The sequence below is a fragment of the Pelagibius marinus genome, from assembly GCF_014925385.1.
In the GTDB taxonomy this organism is placed as follows: domain Bacteria; phylum Pseudomonadota; class Alphaproteobacteria; order Kiloniellales; family Kiloniellaceae; genus Pelagibius; species Pelagibius marinus.
Window position 1 is genome coordinate 57,322 of sequence record NZ_JACSDK010000003.1, and the last position, 17,496, is coordinate 74,817.

The 17,496-nt window shown below is 67.8% G+C and carries 15 protein-coding genes; 9 read left to right on the forward strand and 6 right to left on the reverse strand.

All coding sequences use genetic code 11. The features are described from left to right. The 5 genes from H7X47_RS05570 to ettA all read left to right on the forward strand — a co-directional run bounded on the left by H7X47_RS05570 (window position 1) and on the right by ettA (window position 8,270). Window positions 1-2,838 carry a DUF2339 domain-containing protein gene (locus H7X47_RS05570; RefSeq protein ID WP_193367664.1) on the forward strand — a complete coding sequence of 946 codons (2,838 nt, stop codon included), beginning with the start codon at window positions 1-3 and terminating at the stop codon, window positions 2,836-2,838. A 124-nt stretch (window positions 2,839-2,962) separates the two neighbouring features. Next, window positions 2,963-3,340 (forward strand): response regulator transcription factor, encoded by a 378-nt coding sequence (locus H7X47_RS05575; RefSeq protein ID WP_193367665.1) that lies wholly within the window; start codon window positions 2,963-2,965, stop codon window positions 3,338-3,340. Window positions 3,341-3,394: 54 nt separating this feature from the next. Continuing rightward, entirely contained in the window at window positions 3,395-3,712 is a 318-nt protein-coding gene (locus tag H7X47_RS05580) for a hypothetical protein (RefSeq protein ID WP_193367666.1), read from the forward strand. Between the two features lie 2 nt (window positions 3,713-3,714). Next, window positions 3,715-6,465 carry a sensor histidine kinase gene (locus H7X47_RS05585; RefSeq protein WP_193367667.1) on the forward strand — a complete coding sequence of 917 codons (2,751 nt, stop codon included), beginning with the start codon at window positions 3,715-3,717 and terminating at the stop codon, window positions 6,463-6,465. Between the two features lie 128 nt (window positions 6,466-6,593). Then, window positions 6,594-8,270 carry an energy-dependent translational throttle protein EttA gene (gene ettA, locus H7X47_RS05590; RefSeq protein WP_193367668.1) on the forward strand — a complete coding sequence of 559 codons (1,677 nt, stop codon included), beginning with the start codon at window positions 6,594-6,596 and terminating at the stop codon, window positions 8,268-8,270. Window positions 8,271-8,352: 82 nt separating this feature from the next. Here the strand turns inward: ettA and H7X47_RS05595 are convergent, their stop codons facing one another. The 3 genes from H7X47_RS05595 to H7X47_RS05605 form a co-directional block, all read right to left on the reverse strand. Continuing rightward, window positions 8,353-8,994, reverse strand: coding sequence for an MlaC/ttg2D family ABC transporter substrate-binding protein (locus H7X47_RS05595; RefSeq protein ID WP_193367669.1), 642 nt, complete (start codon window positions 8,992-8,994; stop codon window positions 8,353-8,355). A gap of 4 nt (window positions 8,995-8,998) precedes the next feature. Then, window positions 8,999-9,910, reverse strand: a complete 912-nt coding sequence (locus H7X47_RS05600; protein WP_193367670.1) for an MlaA family lipoprotein — start codon at window positions 9,908-9,910, stop codon at window positions 8,999-9,001. Window positions 9,911-10,251: 341 nt separating this feature from the next. Beyond that, window positions 10,252-11,214, reverse strand: coding sequence for a hypothetical protein (locus H7X47_RS05605; protein ID WP_193367671.1), 963 nt, complete (start codon window positions 11,212-11,214; stop codon window positions 10,252-10,254). Window positions 11,215-11,374: 160 nt separating this feature from the next. On the opposite strand from H7X47_RS05605, the gene H7X47_RS05610 reads away from it, so the two are divergent. Both H7X47_RS05610 and H7X47_RS05615 read left to right on the forward strand, forming a co-directional pair. Then, window positions 11,375-11,875, forward strand: a complete 501-nt coding sequence (locus tag H7X47_RS05610; protein ID WP_193367672.1) for a thioesterase family protein — start codon at window positions 11,375-11,377, stop codon at window positions 11,873-11,875. A 71-nt stretch (window positions 11,876-11,946) separates the two neighbouring features. Then, a complete protein-coding gene (locus H7X47_RS05615) occupies window positions 11,947-12,450 on the forward strand; it encodes a pentapeptide repeat-containing protein (protein ID WP_227010240.1) in 504 nt (167 codons plus the stop codon). Between the two features lie 12 nt (window positions 12,451-12,462). On the opposite strand, the gene H7X47_RS05620 is transcribed toward H7X47_RS05615, so the two are convergent. Then, on the reverse strand, window positions 12,463-13,116 hold the full coding sequence (locus tag H7X47_RS05620; RefSeq protein WP_227010241.1) for a dioxygenase family protein: 654 nt from the start codon (window positions 13,114-13,116) through the stop codon (window positions 12,463-12,465). A gap of 276 nt (window positions 13,117-13,392) precedes the next feature. On the opposite strand from H7X47_RS05620, the gene H7X47_RS05625 reads away from it, so the two are divergent. Continuing rightward, window positions 13,393-15,198, forward strand: a complete 1,806-nt coding sequence (locus tag H7X47_RS05625) for a chloride channel protein (RefSeq protein WP_193367673.1) — start codon at window positions 13,393-13,395, stop codon at window positions 15,196-15,198. Window positions 15,199-15,238: 40 nt separating this feature from the next. Here H7X47_RS05625 and H7X47_RS05630 read toward each other — a convergent pair whose 3' ends face one another. Beyond that, on the reverse strand, window positions 15,239-16,003 hold the full coding sequence (locus H7X47_RS05630; protein WP_193367674.1) for a hypothetical protein: 765 nt from the start codon (window positions 16,001-16,003) through the stop codon (window positions 15,239-15,241). Between the two features lie 101 nt (window positions 16,004-16,104). After that, complete coding sequence (locus tag H7X47_RS05635) at window positions 16,105-16,983, reverse strand: LysR family transcriptional regulator (RefSeq protein WP_193367675.1); 879 nt, start codon at window positions 16,981-16,983, stop codon at window positions 16,105-16,107. A gap of 259 nt (window positions 16,984-17,242) precedes the next feature. Here H7X47_RS05635 and H7X47_RS05640 point away from each other — a divergent pair, with 259 nt between their 5' ends. Continuing rightward, entirely contained in the window at window positions 17,243-17,491 is a 249-nt protein-coding gene (locus H7X47_RS05640) for a helix-turn-helix domain-containing protein (RefSeq protein ID WP_193367676.1), read from the forward strand. Window positions 17,492-17,496: the final 5 nt, after the last annotated feature.

The following is a 17,496-nucleotide window of genomic DNA, read 5'->3' on the forward strand; positions in this document are numbered from 1 at the left end:
ATGGACGAGGTCTTCTGGGTTCTCATGGGCGGCTCGCTGGTGCTCTACCTGCTGATCGGCCCGGCACTCGGCATCGCCGCCTTCGCCCGCGGCGGCGGAGGGAGCATAGCGCAGGAGCTGACCAGCCTGCGCAAGCGGATCGATGAATTGAACCGTGAAGTCGCGGCGCTGCGCCGGCGGCTCGACGGCCGCGCGGAGGCCGCCGCGCCGTCGCCGGAGGCCGCGCCAGAACCGGCCCCCGAACCGGCCCCCGAACCCGAGTCGGAGCCAGAGCCCGCAGCGGAGCCGGAAGCCGTGTCCGAGCCGGCTGCCGGGCCCGCGGCCCCGCCGCCGCCCGCCGCGCCGCCTTCCACGCCGGCGCCGGGCCTCAGCATCGAGCAGTGGCTGACTTCGCGCGGCCTCATCTGGCTGGGCGGCATCACGCTGGCCCTGGCCGGCCTGTTCCTCGCCAAGTACAGCTACGAGCGCGGCTGGCTGGCCCTCGGGCCGGCGGCGCGCTGCGGCGCCGGCTTCCTCTTCGGCCTCGCGCTGACCGCCGGCGGCGAGTGGCTGCGCCGGCGCCCGCTGCAGCGGGCCATCGCCGCCATCGGCCCCAACTACCTGCCGCCGGCGCTGACCGCGGCGGGCCTCTCCTCGGCCTTCGCCAGCATCTACGCCGCCCACGCCCTTTACGGCCTGATGCCGCCGCTGCTGGCCTTCCTGCTGTTGGCGCTGGTCGCTTTTGCCGCCTTCGCGCTGGCGATCCTGCAGGGCCCGCTGATCGCCGTCCTGGCCCTGCTCGGCGGTTTCGCAACGCCAATACTGGTGAGCACGCCCGAGCCTTCGGCCTGGGGCCTGTTCTCCTACCTGCTGGTGCTCACCGCGGCGGCCCTGGCGCTCACGCGCTACATGGCCTGCTGGTGGCTCGCCTGGGGGGCGCTGGCCGGCGCCGTGCTGTGGCCGCTGCTGTGGTTCGCCGCCCTCTGGTCGCCCTGGGACAGCCCGGCGCTGGCTGTCTACGTGGTGCTGCTGGCCGGGCTGTTCCTGGCCCTGCGCTACCGTGTCGAGGCGGCGACGGACGACGGCCCCTGGCCGAAGACCACGCCCGACCAGATCGCCTGGGCCGGCGCCCTGGCGAGCGCCGTCCTCGGCTTCATCCTGGTGCGCATGGACGGCTACGACCCGGTTTCCCTCATTGCCGTCTTCCTGCTGGCCGTTCTCTTCCTTGCCGCCGCCTGGCGCGAGCCGGTCTTCGAGGGCCTGGTGGTCGCCGGCGCCCTGCTGGCCCTGGCTGTGGTCGCCTTCTGGCATCTGCCGGCCATCGCCGACTGGCCCGCCTTCACCCACGACTACCGCGGCGAGGGCTATGCCGGGGCCCTGGGGCCGGTGGTGCCGCCGCAGCTCTCGGCTTTCGTGCTGGTCTGCCTGCTGTTCGGCGCGCTTTTCGCCGCTGCCGGCTTTCTGGTCCTGGCCCGGGCCAGGCGCCCGGTCATCTGGGCCGCCGTTTCCGCCGGCCTGCCGGTGGCGCTGCTGGCCGTCGCCTACTGGCGGGTCACCGGCCTGGGCGTCGATCTTGCCTGGTCGGCGGCGGCCGCCGGCCTGGCGCTGCTCGGCCTCGGCGCGGCGGCGCAGCTTCACCGCCGACCGCCCCGTCCCGCCGAAGAGCGGCTGGCGGGGGATTGCGTCAATGACCTGCTGCTGGCCATCTATGCCCTGGGCGGTGTCGCCGCCCTGGGGCTGGCCTTCGCCATGGCCCTGGAGCAGGCCTGGCTCACCGTCGCCCTCTCGCTGCAGCTGGCCGCCGTCGCCTGGGTCGCCGGCAGCTTGAAGCTGCGCAGCCTGCGCCTGGCCGCTTTCGCGCTTGCCGGCACGGTGCTGGTGCGCCTGGTGCTGAACTACAACGTCCTCGACTACCCGCTGGGCAGCCTGCCGGGGGTCAACTGGATTTCCTACGGCTATGGCGTGCCGGCCCTGGCCTTCTGGTGGTCGGCGCGGCGCTTTCGCAAGCTGGTTTCCGGCTGGCCCTCCGACAGGTCTGGGGAACTGCTGGTGCTGCTGCTGGAGGGCGGCGCCCTGGTGCTTGCCTGGTTGCTGGTGACCCTGGAGATCCGCAGCCTCATCGCCGGCGACCTCGCCAGCCGGACCTACGACCTGGCCGAGCAGTCGCTGCAGACCGTGGCCTGGCTCGCCATGGCCTACGGCTGGCTGCGCGCCTACCGGGTCACCGGCCGCAAGGTGCTGCTGTGGGGCTGGCGCGTGCTGGCCGGGCTCGCCGCGCTGCATTCGGCGCTCTTCCCGCTGCTGCTGGGCAACCCCTTGTGGAACGCGGTGAACGTCGGCGACTGGCCGCTGCTGAACCTCCTGGCGCTGGCCTATCTGCTGCCCGGCGTCTTCGCACTGCTCTTCGCCTGGGAGCTGCGCCGGGACGGCCAGCGCAAGGCGGCCATCGCGGCGGCGGTCTACGCCCTGCTGCTGGTCTTCACCTGGCTGACGCTGGAGGTGCGCCACGCCTTCCACGGCCCCTGGCTGTTCCTCCATGTCACCACCGACGCCGAGCTGATGGCCTATTCCCTGGTCTGGCTCGGCTATGCCTGGCTGCTCTTCGGCTGCGGCCTGAAGACCGGCTTCGCCAGCCTGCGCTACGCCTCCCTGGCGGTGCTGGCTGTGGCCACCGGCAAGGTGCTGCTGTTCGACTGGGGGGCGCTGGAGGGCCTGTACCGCTTCATTTCCTTCGCCGCCCTGGGGTTCAGCCTGCTGGGGATCCCCTTCCTCTATCAGCGCTTCGTCTTCCCGCCGCGTACAGGAGCGGCGGCGAGTGGGCCGGCGGCGGGCGAGGCAGCCCCTGAGCGATCCGATTAGGCTCCCTGCGGAGTAATGGGGCGTCGCCCTACCCCTTCTTCGTGCTATGCTGCCGTCAGAAAACCGCATGCGGCGCCACCGGCCAGGGCCTCGGGGTTCCGCGCATAAGCGGGAGGGGAGCAGGGTGTCACAACGGGTTCTCGTCGTCGAAGACGAGCCGAATATTGTCGAATCCCTCAGTTTTCTGATGAAGCAAGAGGGCTTCGACGTGAAGATCGCGCAGGACGGCACGACGGCCTTGCGCATCGTGGAAAGCGACGTGCCGGACTTGGTGGTCCTGGACGTCATGCTGCCGCGGCGCGACGGCTACGACGTCTGCAAGGCGATCAGGGCCAACCGCAAGCTGGACGATGTGCGGATCATGATGCTGTCGGCCAAGGGGCGCGAACTGGACCGGCGCAAGGGCTTGGAACTCGGCGCCGATGACTACGTCACGAAACCCTTTTCGACCCGCGATCTGGTCGACCGGGTCCGGGCGCTGCTCGGCCTGCCGCCGGAGTAGCCCGATGCCGGCAGCGAGAGCGGGCCTGCGTGGCGCTTGCCCGGGAGGGTCGGCATGAGCCGGCGCCGCAGCGGCGAGTGGTCGGTGGTGCTCTTCATCGTGGCGCTGCTGGCCTTCAACCCGCCGGTCCTCTCGATCTTCTCCGTGCCGGAGCTGATCCTCGGCGTGCCCGTTCTCTATCTCTACATATTCTTCGCCTGGGGAGCGGTGATCGTGCTGCTGGCGCTCAACGTCTCGGGGCTGACCGAGCGGGAGGACAGCCAGCCGCTGCACATTCCCGGCCCGGTGCCGGCGCGGCCGGCGGAGGATCTGGATTCGCCGCTGGTCGGGACCGATGAGGCCGCGCCCCGGCGCGGCGGCCCGGAGGACTGAAGATGCTGTCCGGTTGGGGCATCCTCGCCGTCGCTTTCGGCTATCTCTGCCTGCTCTTCGCCATCGCCTACTACGCCGACAAGCGTGCCGACGCCGGGCGCAGCCTTATCCGCAGTCCCTGGATCTATACCCTGTCCATTGCTGTCTTCTGCACCTCCTGGACCTTCTACGGCTCGGTCGGGCGGGCGGCCTCCGGCGGTATCCACTTCCTGCCGATCTACCTGGGACCCACCCTGGTCTTTCTGCTGTGGTGGTTCATGATCCGCAAGATCATCCGCATCAGCAAGGCCCACCGCATCACCTCCATCGCCGACTTCATCTCCTCTCGCTACGGCAAGTCGACCAGCCTCGGCGCGCTGGTCACGGTGATCGCGGTGGTCGGCATCATCCCTTACATCTCTCTGCAGCTGAAGGCGGTCTCCACCTCCTTCAACGTGCTGCGCCAGTATCCCGTCGTGGCCATGCCGCTGCAGGAGAACGTGCCGCTGCTGGCCGACACGGCGCTGTGGGTGGCGCTCATCATGGCGGCTTTCGCGATCCTCTTCGGCACCCGCCACATCGACGCCTCCGAACACCACGAGGGCATGGTCGCCGCCGTCGCCTTCGAATCCCTGGTGAAGCTGATCGCCTTCCTGGCGGTCGGCATCTTCGTCACCTTCAGCGTCAACGACGGCATCGGCGACCTGTTCCGCCGGGCGGCCGCCGACGAGTCGATCTCGCAGCTCTTTCTCGCCGACTCCGGCGGCAGCTACCTGCAGTGGATCACCCTGACCCTGCTGTCCATGGCCGCCATCATCTGCCTGCCGCGCCAGTTCCAGGTGACGGTGGTGGAGAACGTGAACGAGCGCCACCTGGCGCGGGCCGTCTGGCTGTTCCCGCTCTACATGTTGACCATCAACATCTTCGTGCTGCCCATTGCCATGAGCGGGCTGCTGCATTTCCCCGCCGGCCTGGTCGACGCCGACACCTTCGTGCTGACCATCCCGATGAAGGAGCGGGCGGAGTTCCTGGCCCTCCTGGCCTTCATCGGCGGCCTCTCCGCGGCCACGGGCATGGTTATCGTCGCCGCCATCGCGCTGTCGACCATGATCTGCAACGACCTGATCATGCCGGCACTGCTGCGCATCACCTGGCTGCGCATGACCGAGCGCGGCGACCTCTCGGTCCTGCTGCTGCGTATCCGCCGCTTCGCCATCGTGGCGATCCTGCTGCTGTCCTTCGCCTACTTCCGCTTCATCGGGCAGCCGGAGGCGCTGGTCACCATCGGCCTGGTCTCCTTCGCCGCCGCCGCGCAGTTCGCCCCCGCCATCATCGGCGGCATCTTCTGGAAAGGCGGCTCGCGCCTCGGCGCCCTCACGGGCCTCACCCTCGGCTTCGTCACCTGGGCCTACACCCTGCTGCTGCCTTCTTTCGCGCGGCCGGGCTGGCTGCCGACCTCCTTCATCGAGCAGGGGCCGCTGGGCATTGCGCTGCTGAAGCCTTACGCGCTGCTCGGCCTGCAGGGCCTCGACAGCCTGTCGCACGCCATGTTCTGGAGCATGCTGGCCAATATCGGCGGCTATGTGGTGGTCTCCCTGCTGGCCCGCCAGAGCGCCATCGAGCGCATCCAGGCCGTCCTCTTCGTCGACGTCTTCCGGCACTCGGGCGTGCAGAGCGGCTCGCACTTCTGGCGAGGCTCGGCCACGGTGCCGGACCTGAAGAACCTGGTGGCGCGCTTCATCGGCCCGGGCCGGGCGGAGCGCGCCTTCGCCGACTACGGGCGTATCCACGGCATCAACGTCACCAAGCTGCGCGAGGCCGACCCGGGCCTGGTCAGTTTCACCGAGCGCCTGCTGGCCGGCGCCATCGGCGCAGCCTCGGCGCGCGTCATGGTGGCCTCGGTGGCCAAGGGCGAGGTGCTGGGCATCGAAGAGGTCATGGAGATCCTGGAGGAGACCTCCCAGGTCATCGAGTACAGCCATGGCCTGGAGCAGAAGTCACGCGAGCTGGAGGCGCTGACCGCAGAGCTGCGCGGGGCCAACGAGCGCCTGCAGGAGCTCGACCGCATGAAGGACGAGTTCCTCTCCACGGTCAGCCACGAGCTGCGCACGCCGCTGACCTCGATCCGCTCCTTCAGCGAGATCCTCTTCGACAACCCGGACCTGGGGGTCGGCGACCGGCGCAAGTTCCTCACCGTCATCGTCAAGGAGAGCGAACGCCTGACGCGGCTCATCAACCAGATCCTCGACCTCGCCAAGATGGAGGCCGGCAGCATCGACTGGGAGATGGTGAACCTCGATCCCCGCCCCGTGGTGGAGGAGGCCATCGCCGTCACCTCGACCCTCTTCGCCGAGAAGGCGGCGCGCCTGGAGGTGCAGATCGCCCGCGACCTGCCCATGGTCCATGCCGACCGCGATCGCCTGATCCAGGTGCTGGTGAACCTGCTGTCCAACGCCGCCAAGTTCTGCGACGAGAAGGCCGGCTATGTGGTGGTCAGCGTCGAGAACCGCCCCGACGGTCTGCAGATCTCCGTCGCCGACAACGGGCGCGGGGTGCCGCCGGAGAACCGCCAGCTGATCTTCGAGAAGTTTCAACAGGCCAGCGAGAACCTGACCGACAAGCCGCGCGGGACGGGCCTGGGCCTCACCATCTCGCGCCAGATCATCGAGCACTTCGGCGGCCGGATCTGGGTCGAATCCTCCCCCGGCAACGGCGCGCGCTTCTGCATGGTGCTGCCCCGGCGCGCCAGGCAGGCGGCCCGCCAGGCGGTCTGACCCCGGCCCCGGCCGCTGCCATGCGTTGCGCTAGCCCGGCTGATGGGCTAGAAACCGCGCCCAGCGGTCCCTATCTACAAAACTGATCCACCCACCCCAGCGATAACTTTCCCAGCGCCGGAGACTTCATGGCTTCCTATCAGTACGTCTACCAGATGGACGGCGTGTCCAAGACCTACCCGGGCGGCAAGCAGGTCCTCAAGGACATCCGCTTGTTCTTCCTGCCGGGCGCCAAGATCGGCGTTCTGGGCCTGAACGGCGCCGGCAAGTCGACCCTGATGAAGGTCATGGCCGGCATCGATACCGAGATCAACGGCGAGGCCCGGGCCGCCGACGGAATCAAGGTCGGCTACCTGCCGCAGGAGCCGCAGCTGAATCCTGAAAAGGACGTGGCCGGCAATGTCTTCGAAGGCGTCGCCGAGACCAAGGCGTTGCTCGACCGCTTCGAGGAGGTCAGCAACGCCTTCGCCGAGGCCGATCCCGACGAGATGGACAAGCTGATCGCCGAGCAGGCCGAGCTGCAGGAAAAGATCGACGCCGCCGACGCCTGGGACCTGGACCGCACGGTCGAGATCGCCATGGACGCCCTGCGCTGCCCGCCGGGCGATGCCGACGTCGCCAAGCTGTCGGGCGGCGAGCGGCGCCGCGTGGCGCTCTGCCAGCTGCTGCTGAAGAAGCCGGACATGCTGCTGCTCGACGAGCCGACCAACCACCTGGACGCCGAGTCGGTGGCCTGGCTGGAGCGCTACCTGGAGGAGTATCCGGGCACCGTCGTGGCCGTGACCCACGATCGCTACTTCCTGGACAACGTCGCCGGCTGGATCCTGGAGCTGGACCGCGGACGCGGCCTGCCTTTCGAGGGCAACTACTCCTCCTGGCTGGAGCAGAAGGAAAAGCGCCTGTCCCAGGAAGAGAAGACCGAATCCGGGCGCCAGAAGGTGCTGAAGCAGGAACTGGAGTGGATCCGCCAGAGCCCGCGCGCCCGCCAGGCCAAGTCCAAGGCCCGCGTGCAGGCCTACGAGACCCTGGTGGCCGAGGCCGCCGACAAGGCGCCGGAACCGGGCAGCATCTCGGTGCCGCCGGGCCCGCGCCTGGGCGACATGGTGATCGAGGCGCAGAACATCTCCAAGGCCTTCGGCGACAAGTTGCTGATCGACGACCTGAGCTTCAAGATCCCGCCGGGCGCCATCGTCGGCATCATCGGCCCCAACGGCGCCGGCAAGACCACGCTGTTCCGCATGATCACCGGCCAGGAGCAGCCCGACAGCGGCACCCTCAAGATCGGCGACACGGTGAAGCTGGGCTACGTCGACCAGAGCCGCGATTCCCTGGATGGCAACAAGAACGTCTGGGAGGAGATCTCCGACGGCCTCGACGTCATCCAGCTGGGCAAGCACCAGATGCAGTCGCGCGCCTATGTCGGCGCCTTCAATTTCCGCGGCTCCGACCAGCAGAAAAAGGTCGGCGTGCTGTCGGGCGGTGAGCGCAACCGCGTCCACCTGGCCAAGATGCTGCGCGAGAGCGCCAACGTGCTGCTGCTCGACGAACCGACCAACGACCTGGACGTCGATACCCTGCGCTCGCTGGAAGACGCGATCTCCGGCTTCCCCGGCTGCGTGCTGGTGACCTCGCACGACCGCTGGTTCCTGGACCGCATCGCCACCCATATCCTGGCCTTCGAGGGCGACAGCCGGGTGGTGTGGTTCGAGGGCAACTACGACTCCTACGAGGAAGACCGGCACCGCCGCCTGGGCGCCGCCGCCGACCAGCCGCACCGCATCAAGTACAAGCCGCTGACGCGCTAAAGGGACGCCCCGCTTGGGCGCCGGAGAGGAATTGAAAAAGGGGCCCGAAAGGGCCCCTTTCGATTCTGCGGGCGCGGCGCCGCTACTGCTTCGGGGTGAAGGCGCCGGCGGCGACCTTCTCGCGCAGGGCCTCGGTCAGCGGCGGCAGCTTGCCCCCGTTGCCCTTCAGCACCGTGCCGTATTCGGAGCGCAGGGTGATGGCCATACTGACGCCCTCGGCGACGATATCGAGGATCTTGAAATCGCCGTCGGTCTCGCGCACCCGCCAGGTCACCTTGTACGGCTCGCCCTCGGTTCGGTCGATGCGGGAGTCGATCAGGGCCATGTTCTCGTTGCGGGCGTCCGGGGTCACGTTGCCGATCTTGAAGCGTTCGCTGCTGTTTTCCGCCAGCAGCGGCAGGAAGCGCTGCACCATGGCGTCCTCGAAGACCGCCAGGAAAGCTTTCTGATCCTCATCGGACGCGGCGCGCCAGTAGCGGCCGATGACGAAACGGCCGATGGCCGGCACGTCGAAGTTCTCGTTGAAGAGCTTGCGGAAGTGCTCTTCCTTTTCCTTGTCGCTGATCGAAGCATCGCCCAGGCGCGAAGCCGCATTCTCCTGCAGGGTCTCCAGGAAGTTCGCGGCCTGCTTGGTGTCGAGCGCCTGCGCGACGGCCGGCAGCGCGAGCAGCGCGACGGCCAGCAGGCAGAAGGCGAGGGACGATTTCATGTCGCGGCAGCGCATAGCGTTACTCCACGGCGGAGGTGCTGGGCCCAGGGACGCCCGAGGGCGCTACCGGGGGGACTTCCGAGAAGTTCGGCACTTCGCCCGTGGGGGCGCCGTTGTTGATCTCGTTCACCCGGTTCTGACGGTAGAGCGACCGGATGCGGGCGTAGAAGTCCAGCGAGTCGGCCTCCAGAGCGTCCAGTTCCTCGATGTTGCGCGCACGGAAGTCGACGCCGGTCGCGACCGCGCGGCCCAGGCCGAATTCCCGGGGCGCCAGGTAGGTCAGCGGGTCCAGGAAGATATCGACGATCCGGCCGGTGCCGTCGCGCAGCGACGAGGGGCCGAGAATGGGCAGTACGAGGTAGAACCCTTCGCCGGCGCCATAGGTGCCGAGGGTCTGCCCGAAGTCCTCGTCGTGATAGGGGTAGCCCGAGTCCGCGGCGATGTCGAAAAGGCCGAGCAGGCCGATGGTCGAGTTGATGAGGAAGCGGGCGAAGGTCGCCTCCGCGCGCTCCAGGTCACCCTGCAGCAGGTCGTTGGCCAGCGTCACCGGGGTGCGCAGGTTGCGCAGGAAGTTGCGCACGGAATTGCGCACGCCGGTCGGCACGATGAAGCGGTAGGTCACCGCCACGGGACGGATCACCATGAAGTCGATCGCCTCGTTGAAGGCGAAGAACATGCGGTTGGGAACTTCCAGCGGATCGTTGTAGTCGGGCTCCGGCCCGAAATTGTCCGTCTCGCTGTCCGACCAGGCATCGCCGCCGTCGCTCTGCCCGGTATCGCTCTGGGCAATCTGGGTGGACTGCGGATCGCCGGCCCGCGCCTCGCTCTGCGGCGCGCCCGTCTGCGGCGTGCCCGCGCAGGCGCTCAGGACGAAGGAAACGGCGACAACGGCACAGACAGAGCGCAGAGACTGCGCAAGAGAAGAACTCAACAAACCCCCGAACAAAACTTTACCCCCGATAAAGGCAGAACCGAAATGCCACAGATCAAACCGCGAATCCGCGGCTGCAGGGCCAAGCCTCGCCGCATGCTCAGTCTCACCTGTGTAACACCAGAAGATTCCGGGAACTCCACACCAATCAGAGCCTGAAAAAACTGGCAAAATTCTCTTAAAGAACCCTTAGGCGCGAACGACCGCGAACAGGCCGCTAACCATAGTTCCCCTATCATAGCGCGCTGGACCTGACTAGTGACCTGCCTTCGTGCACTGTCGTCGCTTTGCATCACTGTTGCAAATATGCACCATATCGAGCGCCTGCCCACGAAAGCCGCCTAGCCGGCGGGTGCGGAGGGCCTCTGGGTCTCGGTTTCGGGACGCACCAGCCGCCGGTAGAGGGGCAGCAGAACGGCGGGCAGCATGTACATGGGCAACTGCGCCACGGCGAAGTAGAGCACCACGTCGAAATCGGTGCCGGGTGGAAAGGCGGCCAGCAACAACCCCATGTTGCAGTTGCCGGTGATCAACCCGACGGTCAGCGCCCGGCGGCGGCCCAGCCAGGCAAAGGCGAGGGTGCCCACGACCTGCAACGCCGGATTGGCGACGAAGGCGACGGCGAGCCACAGCGCCACCGTCATCGGCCGTGTCATGAGGGTGGCGGTGACGCCGTCCATGATCGCCACCGCGAAAATCAGCATGACCGCCACCACCAGCCCGTCCAGATGGGTGGCGACCCGGGGAAGGCGCTCGCGGCCGATCAGGCGGCGGATCACCACGGCCGCCGCGAAGGCGGCTGCGACCACCAGCGACAGGCGGGTCATGAACTCGACCACGCCGATGTCGAGCTCCAGGCCCAGCAGCGCCAGCGCCAGCGGTGGCACCGTGAGCGGCGTCAGCAGCGTGGCGGCGAGAGCGGCCACCAGGGCCAGGGCGCCGTCCAGGCCCAGGATCATGGCGATCGGCGCGGCGCTGAGGATCGGCGGCGCGGCGGCCATCAGCACCAGGGCGGTGCCCAGGGCGGACGGCAGGGGCAGGAAAGCGAGGGCGGCGGCCATGAGCAGCGGCGCGCCGAGCAGCAGCCAGACGGTGATGACGACAGCCAGCCAGGGACGGCGCAGGTAGCCCAGCATCACCTGCCAGTCGATGCGCACCAGGGTGGCGGTCAGCAGCACCGCCACCGCGGGCGCCAGCAGGGGGCGCGCCAGCGCGGCGAGCGAGGGCAGCGCCAAGCCGAGGAAGACCCCGACGAAGAGCACCCAGGTGGCGTGTCCGCCCAGAAAGGCGAGCAGTCGGCTCATGCTGTCCCCAATCGGTTTTCCGGCCCCCTCTGCCGGGGCCGGCGACCCACCCTGTGAAGCGGCGACGCTAGCGGCTTTGACCGTGCAGGCCAATGCTCTATCGTGCTGCCCGCAGGGAGACCCGCTGCGAGACGCATGCCGACGCGAGGGAGCCGTCACCATGACCGAAGCGCCATTCGACCAGCACCGTGCCGTCGTGCTGCCGGAATGGATCGACTACAACGGCCACATGAACGTGGCCTACTATCTGTTGGCTTTCGACCACGCGACCGATGCGTTCCTCGACTGGCTCGGCCTGGATTCGGACCACCGCGCCGCCGCTGGCGGCACCACCTTCGCCGGCGACATCCACCTCACCTATCAGCGCGAGGTGAAGGAGGGCGACCCGCTGCGCATCACCACACAGCTGCTGGGCTACGATGAAAAGCGCATTCGCTTCTTCTGCCGCATGTACCACGCCGGGGAAGGCTTCCTGGCCGCGACGATGGAGAGCCTCAGCCTCTATGTCGATCTCAACCGCCGCCGGGTCTCGATCCTGCCGGACGACATCCAGAAACGCCTGGCGGAGGTCTACGCCGCCCACAAGAAGCTGGCCCTGCCGCCGGAGGCCGGGCGGGTCGTCGCCAAGCCGCCGCTGGCCGGCATGCCGCCGCCGGCGTGAGGTTCTCCCCCATGTCCCCTGGCGGCCAGTTTTCCATTGCCCTCGCGGGCGCGATGGTGATGCTTAGAGCCATGCTTGCTAAGCGTTTGTGGCTCTTTGCCCTGGTTTTTCTGATCCTCGCGCCGGCTTCCGAAGCCCTGGCCGACTGCACCGACCCGCCGGCGCCGGAGGTCAATTGGCGGCGCTGCGTCTTCGACCGCCTTGAGTTTCGCGAGGTCGACCTGACCGCTGCGGAGCTGCGCGACGCCAGCTTCTACCGCGCCGACCTCAGCGAAAGCCGCTTCGAGAAGGTGAAGGCCTTCCGCGCCAAGTTCGTCAACGCGGTGCTGGCCGGCGCCAGCTTCCCCGAGGCCGACCTGCGCGAAGCCGATATGACCAAGGCCGACCTCAGCGGCGCCGACCTGGCGACCGCCGACCTGCGGCGGGCGCGGCTCTTCGAGGCCAACCTGCGCGGGGCGGACCTGACAGGCGCCAAACTGGGCGGCGCGGACCTGACCTATGCCGACCTCTCCGGCGCCACCTGGATCAATGGGGAGAAGGTCTGCAGCGAGGGCTCGATCGGCCGCTGTAACTAGACGCACCTGTAACTAGATGCTGCGGCCCAGCACAAGATCGAAGCGTCCGGCCTCGATGCCGGCGCCCAGGTCCGGCGCGGCGCGGAAGGCCACAGTGACGCTGTCGCGGGCGGCCGGATCTCGGATCGCATTGTAGAGGAAATCATCGACGTTCAACGGATGGCCGGCCAGGTACATCTGGGTCGTCAGCGGTTCGACGCCGGGACCGGCCACCGCGAAGTGGATGTGCGGCGTGCGGCCGGGATAGGGCACCGGCTTGATCGTCAGGAAGGCGTAGCGCCCATCCTCGTCCAGAACGGCGCGCCCGAAGCCCTGGAAGTTGGGGTCGGCGCGCCCGCCGCGATCGCGGGGATGGTGGTAGTGGCCGAAAGCGTCGCACTGCCAGATTTCGATCCGCCCGCCGGCCAGCGGCCTGCCGTGGTCGTCGCGCACTTGGCCGAAGACCTGAACCACATCGCCGGCGGCGGACTCGGGCTGGCCGGCGACCTGAACCAAGTTGGCATCGGAATCGGCAGGGATCTCGACCGGGTAGAAGGGCCCCCTGGACTGCGGCGGCGTCAGCGCGGCGGTTGCAGCGCGCAGCGCCGCGGGCCGGGCGGCGAAGGGCGCGGCAAGGGCGGCGGCCAGCAGGCGGCGGCGGGGAATCGTCCGGTGACGGTTCATCATCTCTCTCCGCTGATGTGAAGCCTTGCTATAGATGTGGGCGCCCGCGGCCCGCGGGGCAAGCTTCGCCGCGCCACGGCGGCTGCGGCGGGACTTCTACCGCCGATGCCGTCTATAGTGTTGGGGTCGATGGTCCCGAGTCGCCGGGCGAGGGCGAGGGGACTGGATTTCGCAGAGAGTCTACGTGTCGCGTGTTCACATCGGGTCTGGCTTGGTTTACCGGGCTACCATAGGGGCCTCGGCCCCCTGCGCCGCGCCGCTGGGCGGGAGCGCCGCCTGATGCAGGCTCGCAGGATAAAGCGCCGGCTCCGGGTCTCCCTGTTGCGCTTCGGGCGCAACGACCAGGTGGTGCTGTCGGTTCTGGCCGTGGTGATCGGGGCGGCGGCCGGCGGGGCCGCCATCGCCTTTCGTGACGCCATCGGCGGTATCCAGTGGCTGGCCCTCGGTTTCAGCAGCGAGAAGGTGGCTTCCCTGGCGGCCGGTCTGCCGTGGTGGCACCTGCTACTGGCACCGGCCGCCGGCGGCCTGGTGATCGGCCTTTTCATTCGCTACGCCTTGCCGGACGGCAGGCCGCAGGGCGTCCCCCAGGTCATGGAGGCCTCGGCGCTGCACGATGCCCGCATGTCCCTCACCGTCGGCATCCGCGCCGCCCTGGCCAGCGCCGCCTCGATCGGCGTCGGCGCCTCGGTCGGCCGCGAAGGGCCGGTGGTGCACCTGGGCGCCTGCCTCGGCTCCTGGGTCGCCAAGCGTCTGCATCTCGGCCGCGTCCTGGCGCGCACCCTGCTGGGTTGCGGCGTCGCCGCGGGCGTGGCGGCCTCGTTCAACGCGCCCATCGCCGGTTCCTTCTTCGCGCTGGAGGTCGTGGTCGGGCACTACGCGCTCTCCGCCTTCGCGCCCATCGTCATCGCCTCGGTGACCGGCACCCTGATCAGCCGCGCGCGCTACGGCGACTTCCCGGCCTTCATCCTGCCGGAGAATTGGACCATCGTGTCGTTCTGGGAATTCCCGGCCTTCGCGATCCTGGGCCTGGTCTCGGCGCTGGCGGCGATCATCTTCATGTGGTCGCTCGTCTTCGCAGAGGACACAGCCGCCAAGCTGCCGGTCCCCGCCTGGCTGCGGCCGGCCCTGGCCGGCTTGCTGGTCGGGGCCATTGCCCTGGTCTTTCCGCAGGTGCTGGGCGTCGGCTACGAGGCGACCGACGCCGCGCTGTCCGACAGCTATGCGCTGTGGCTGCTGCTGGCGCTGATCGTCGCCAAGACCGCGGCGACGGCGATCTCTCTGGGCGGCGGCTTTGCCGGCGGCGTGTTCTCGCCCTCGCTGTTCATCGGCGCCATGGTCGGCGGCGCCTACGGCGTCATCGCCACCCAGGCCTTTCCGGAGCTGTCCTCCGGCCACGGCGCCTACACCATCATCGGCATGGGGGCGGTCGCCGGCGCGGTGCTGGGCGCGCCGATCTCGACCATCCTGATGATTTTCGAGCTGACCGGCGACTACGAGCTGACCATCGCGGTGATGCTGGCCACGGTCATCGCCAGCGTGGTGACGCAACAGGTCCACAAACACTCGATCTTTGTCTGGGTGCTGGAGCGCCGCGGCGTGTCGATCCGCGGCGGCCACCAGACCGGGCTGATGCGCCGCGTGAAGGTGTCCTCGGTCATGGACCACCGCTATTCGGCTGTCACGCCGCAGACCCCCATCGCGGAGGTGCGCCTCAAGCTGCAGGCGGCGCCCTGGGGCGAGCTTTTCGTCGTCGACGAGGAGGGCGTGCTGTCCGGCGTCATCACCTATGCCGACCTGCACGAGGCTGCCTTCGATACCAGCCACGATTCGGAACTGATCGCCAGCAACGTGGCGCGCAACGTGCCGGCCATGCTGCAGATCGGCGACCACCTGGAAAGCGCCGTCGAGGTCTTCAACGTGACCGGCGAGCCGCACATCCCCGTGGTCGGCGACAAGAAGACCATGGTGATGCGCGGACTGGTGCACGAGCACGAGGTCATGCTGGCCTACCAGCGCGCGCTGAACCAGGCCCGCGCCGAAGAGCGGGGCGAGGCATCCTCCCGACAGCGGACCTACCTACGCTAGGAGGCCGGCCCGCAACGGGCGGAGGGACGCCGGGGCCGGTTCAGGCGGCGGCCCGGACCCGGCTGGTGAAGGCGCTGTCCTTGCTCTTCGCCTCCAGCTGCTCGTAGAGCGCCAACGGCGGGAAGCGCAGCAGGTGCTGAAGGTCCGTGTGGCCCATCCACACCAGCCACTCGTCGTAGATATCCTCGCTGCCCTTGCGCTGCCACAGGATGCCGCCGGGCTCCAGGTGCATGTAGCCCTCGCGCGCCGGCAGGCCCTTGCAGGCGGCCATGGGATGCACCAGGCCGAACATGAAGTCCGGTGACCAGGCCATGTGCGCCAGCGCCAAGGCCAGACGCGGCAGCGCGGCGGTGAGGCCGTGCCCGCGATAGCCGTTGGGCCCGCCCTTCAGCCACAGCTCGCCGTGATAGCAGACCTTGCCGGTGATCCGGTGCGAGGCCGGCGTGGCGGCGTAGTCGGTCTGCTCCAGATCGACCTCCACGCCCGGAGGGGCGTAGACGTCGCGGTGCTTGTAGAGGTGCTCGGCCAGGCAGAGGCCGCTCAGGTCCTCCAGGCGCACGGCCTGCAGGTGCACCAGCTCGCCGTCCTCGCTGGTGCCCTTGATCCAGAATCCGTTGGCGCCGTTGATGCCGGTCGCCCGGCAATCGAAGACCGGCGAGATCGGCAGCCGCTTCTGCTGGGCCGTGCGCAGTTGGCGGAAGTCTTCGAAGTCGGAACTGACCTCGATCTTCATGCCGTGCCGCCCGGCAATGTGGTCAATGTTGCTGATGTATTCGAATTGCTTGTAGAGGTCAGAGGCTGGCATTGGAAAATAGTCCTTTGCTGAGTTTTGGTTCGCCAGCAAAGGTTAGCCAGAAATATTGCGTAAGAATGCAATCTTAGTTTGGAAACGGCGAAAATTTACATCTAAACGTCGTCTTCCATCAGCAATTCTGCTGGCATTTCAGGTATTTCGTTGGGCCCAAGGCCGGCAATTTCCACCCGGTTCGTGCGGGCGACGAAGAGCGCCAAGGCGGGCTCGCCGTCGGGAAAAACGCAGCCGAGGAGCAGGCGCTGGAACCGCGCCGGGATGGCTTCGGCGTTGCGCGCGCGCGGAATGAGCCCGGCGATGTGGTCCAGGCGCGCCCCGCCGGCCACGAAAACACCGTGGTAGGCCTGGGACATGAAGTTGTCGAAATCGGTGCCGACGGGATCGTCCTGGGAGAAGCGGCCGACCGCGCTCTTGGCCCATTCCCAGCCCAGCCAGGTGGCGTAGGAGGAGGACTCCCCGACCTCGACGCAGAGCCAGCTGTCCTGCAGGCGCCGATAGACCAGGCGGTAGGCCTTGATGCTGGTCATGGCCGGATGCTCGAGCTGCAGTTCGGCCTGCGACCAGGCCTCGAAGGCGCGGCGCAGCAGCGGCGGTGCGTCGACCCAGAGGCGACCCAGGTGGTGCTGCTGGGCGTGGAAGCTGTAGCCCTTCTCGTCTTTGTAGGAGACGCGCTCCAGCGCGCCCCGGCTGCGCGCCCGTACCGACTTGTTGCGCAGCCAGTCCTCGGTCTGGTCGAGGATGGCCTGGGCTTCCAGGCGGCACTGCATGCCGGCATCGGTCAGGAAGTAGCTGCGGTTGCGCAATTCGAACAGCTTGGCGCCCTTCAGTTCCTCCAGCGTGTTGATGTGACGGCGCACCGTCTGGCGTGTCACGCCCAGGCGCTGCACGGTTTCGCTCAGATTGAGCGTGCTGGCCAGGGTCGTGAAGGACCGGAGGATCTCAAAGAGGGTCGAGGGAGTCGTTTCTTGCTGCACGGAATTGGGCTGCTTTTCTCGTTAGGGACTCTAGGCCGGCAGATTTCTGCGTTCTTCTCAGTCTAGCAGGAACTTATCCTCAATAGGGAACAAATTTGTTCCGATCCTGTATATTTGCAGACGGCTGGGGCAGAGAAAAACCCTTTCCCTGGGCAATCAATTTACCTCTTAAGGTGAGGATTTGGTGAATTGATTCGCTCCAAAGTTTCATGGGATCAGTGTCGGTGACTTTAGAGCTTTGGCAAGCGGGGCGGACGGCTTGGAACCGAGTGGCGCGATCATCGGGAAACAGATCAGCTTTGCAAGAGTTGAAAGAAATCTCACCCGGCAGGATCTAGGCGTCATTCTCGGGATCAGTTCGGAGCAGGTCGGGAAGTACGAGTCCGGCGAGGAAGCCATGCCGGCCGGCCTGTTGTACCGCTTGTCGCAAGCGTTTGACCTGCCGGTGACCGCATTCTTCAGGCAGCCGGACGAAAGCCGGTTCGCCGGGACGGGGTACAGGTCATAGTTTCG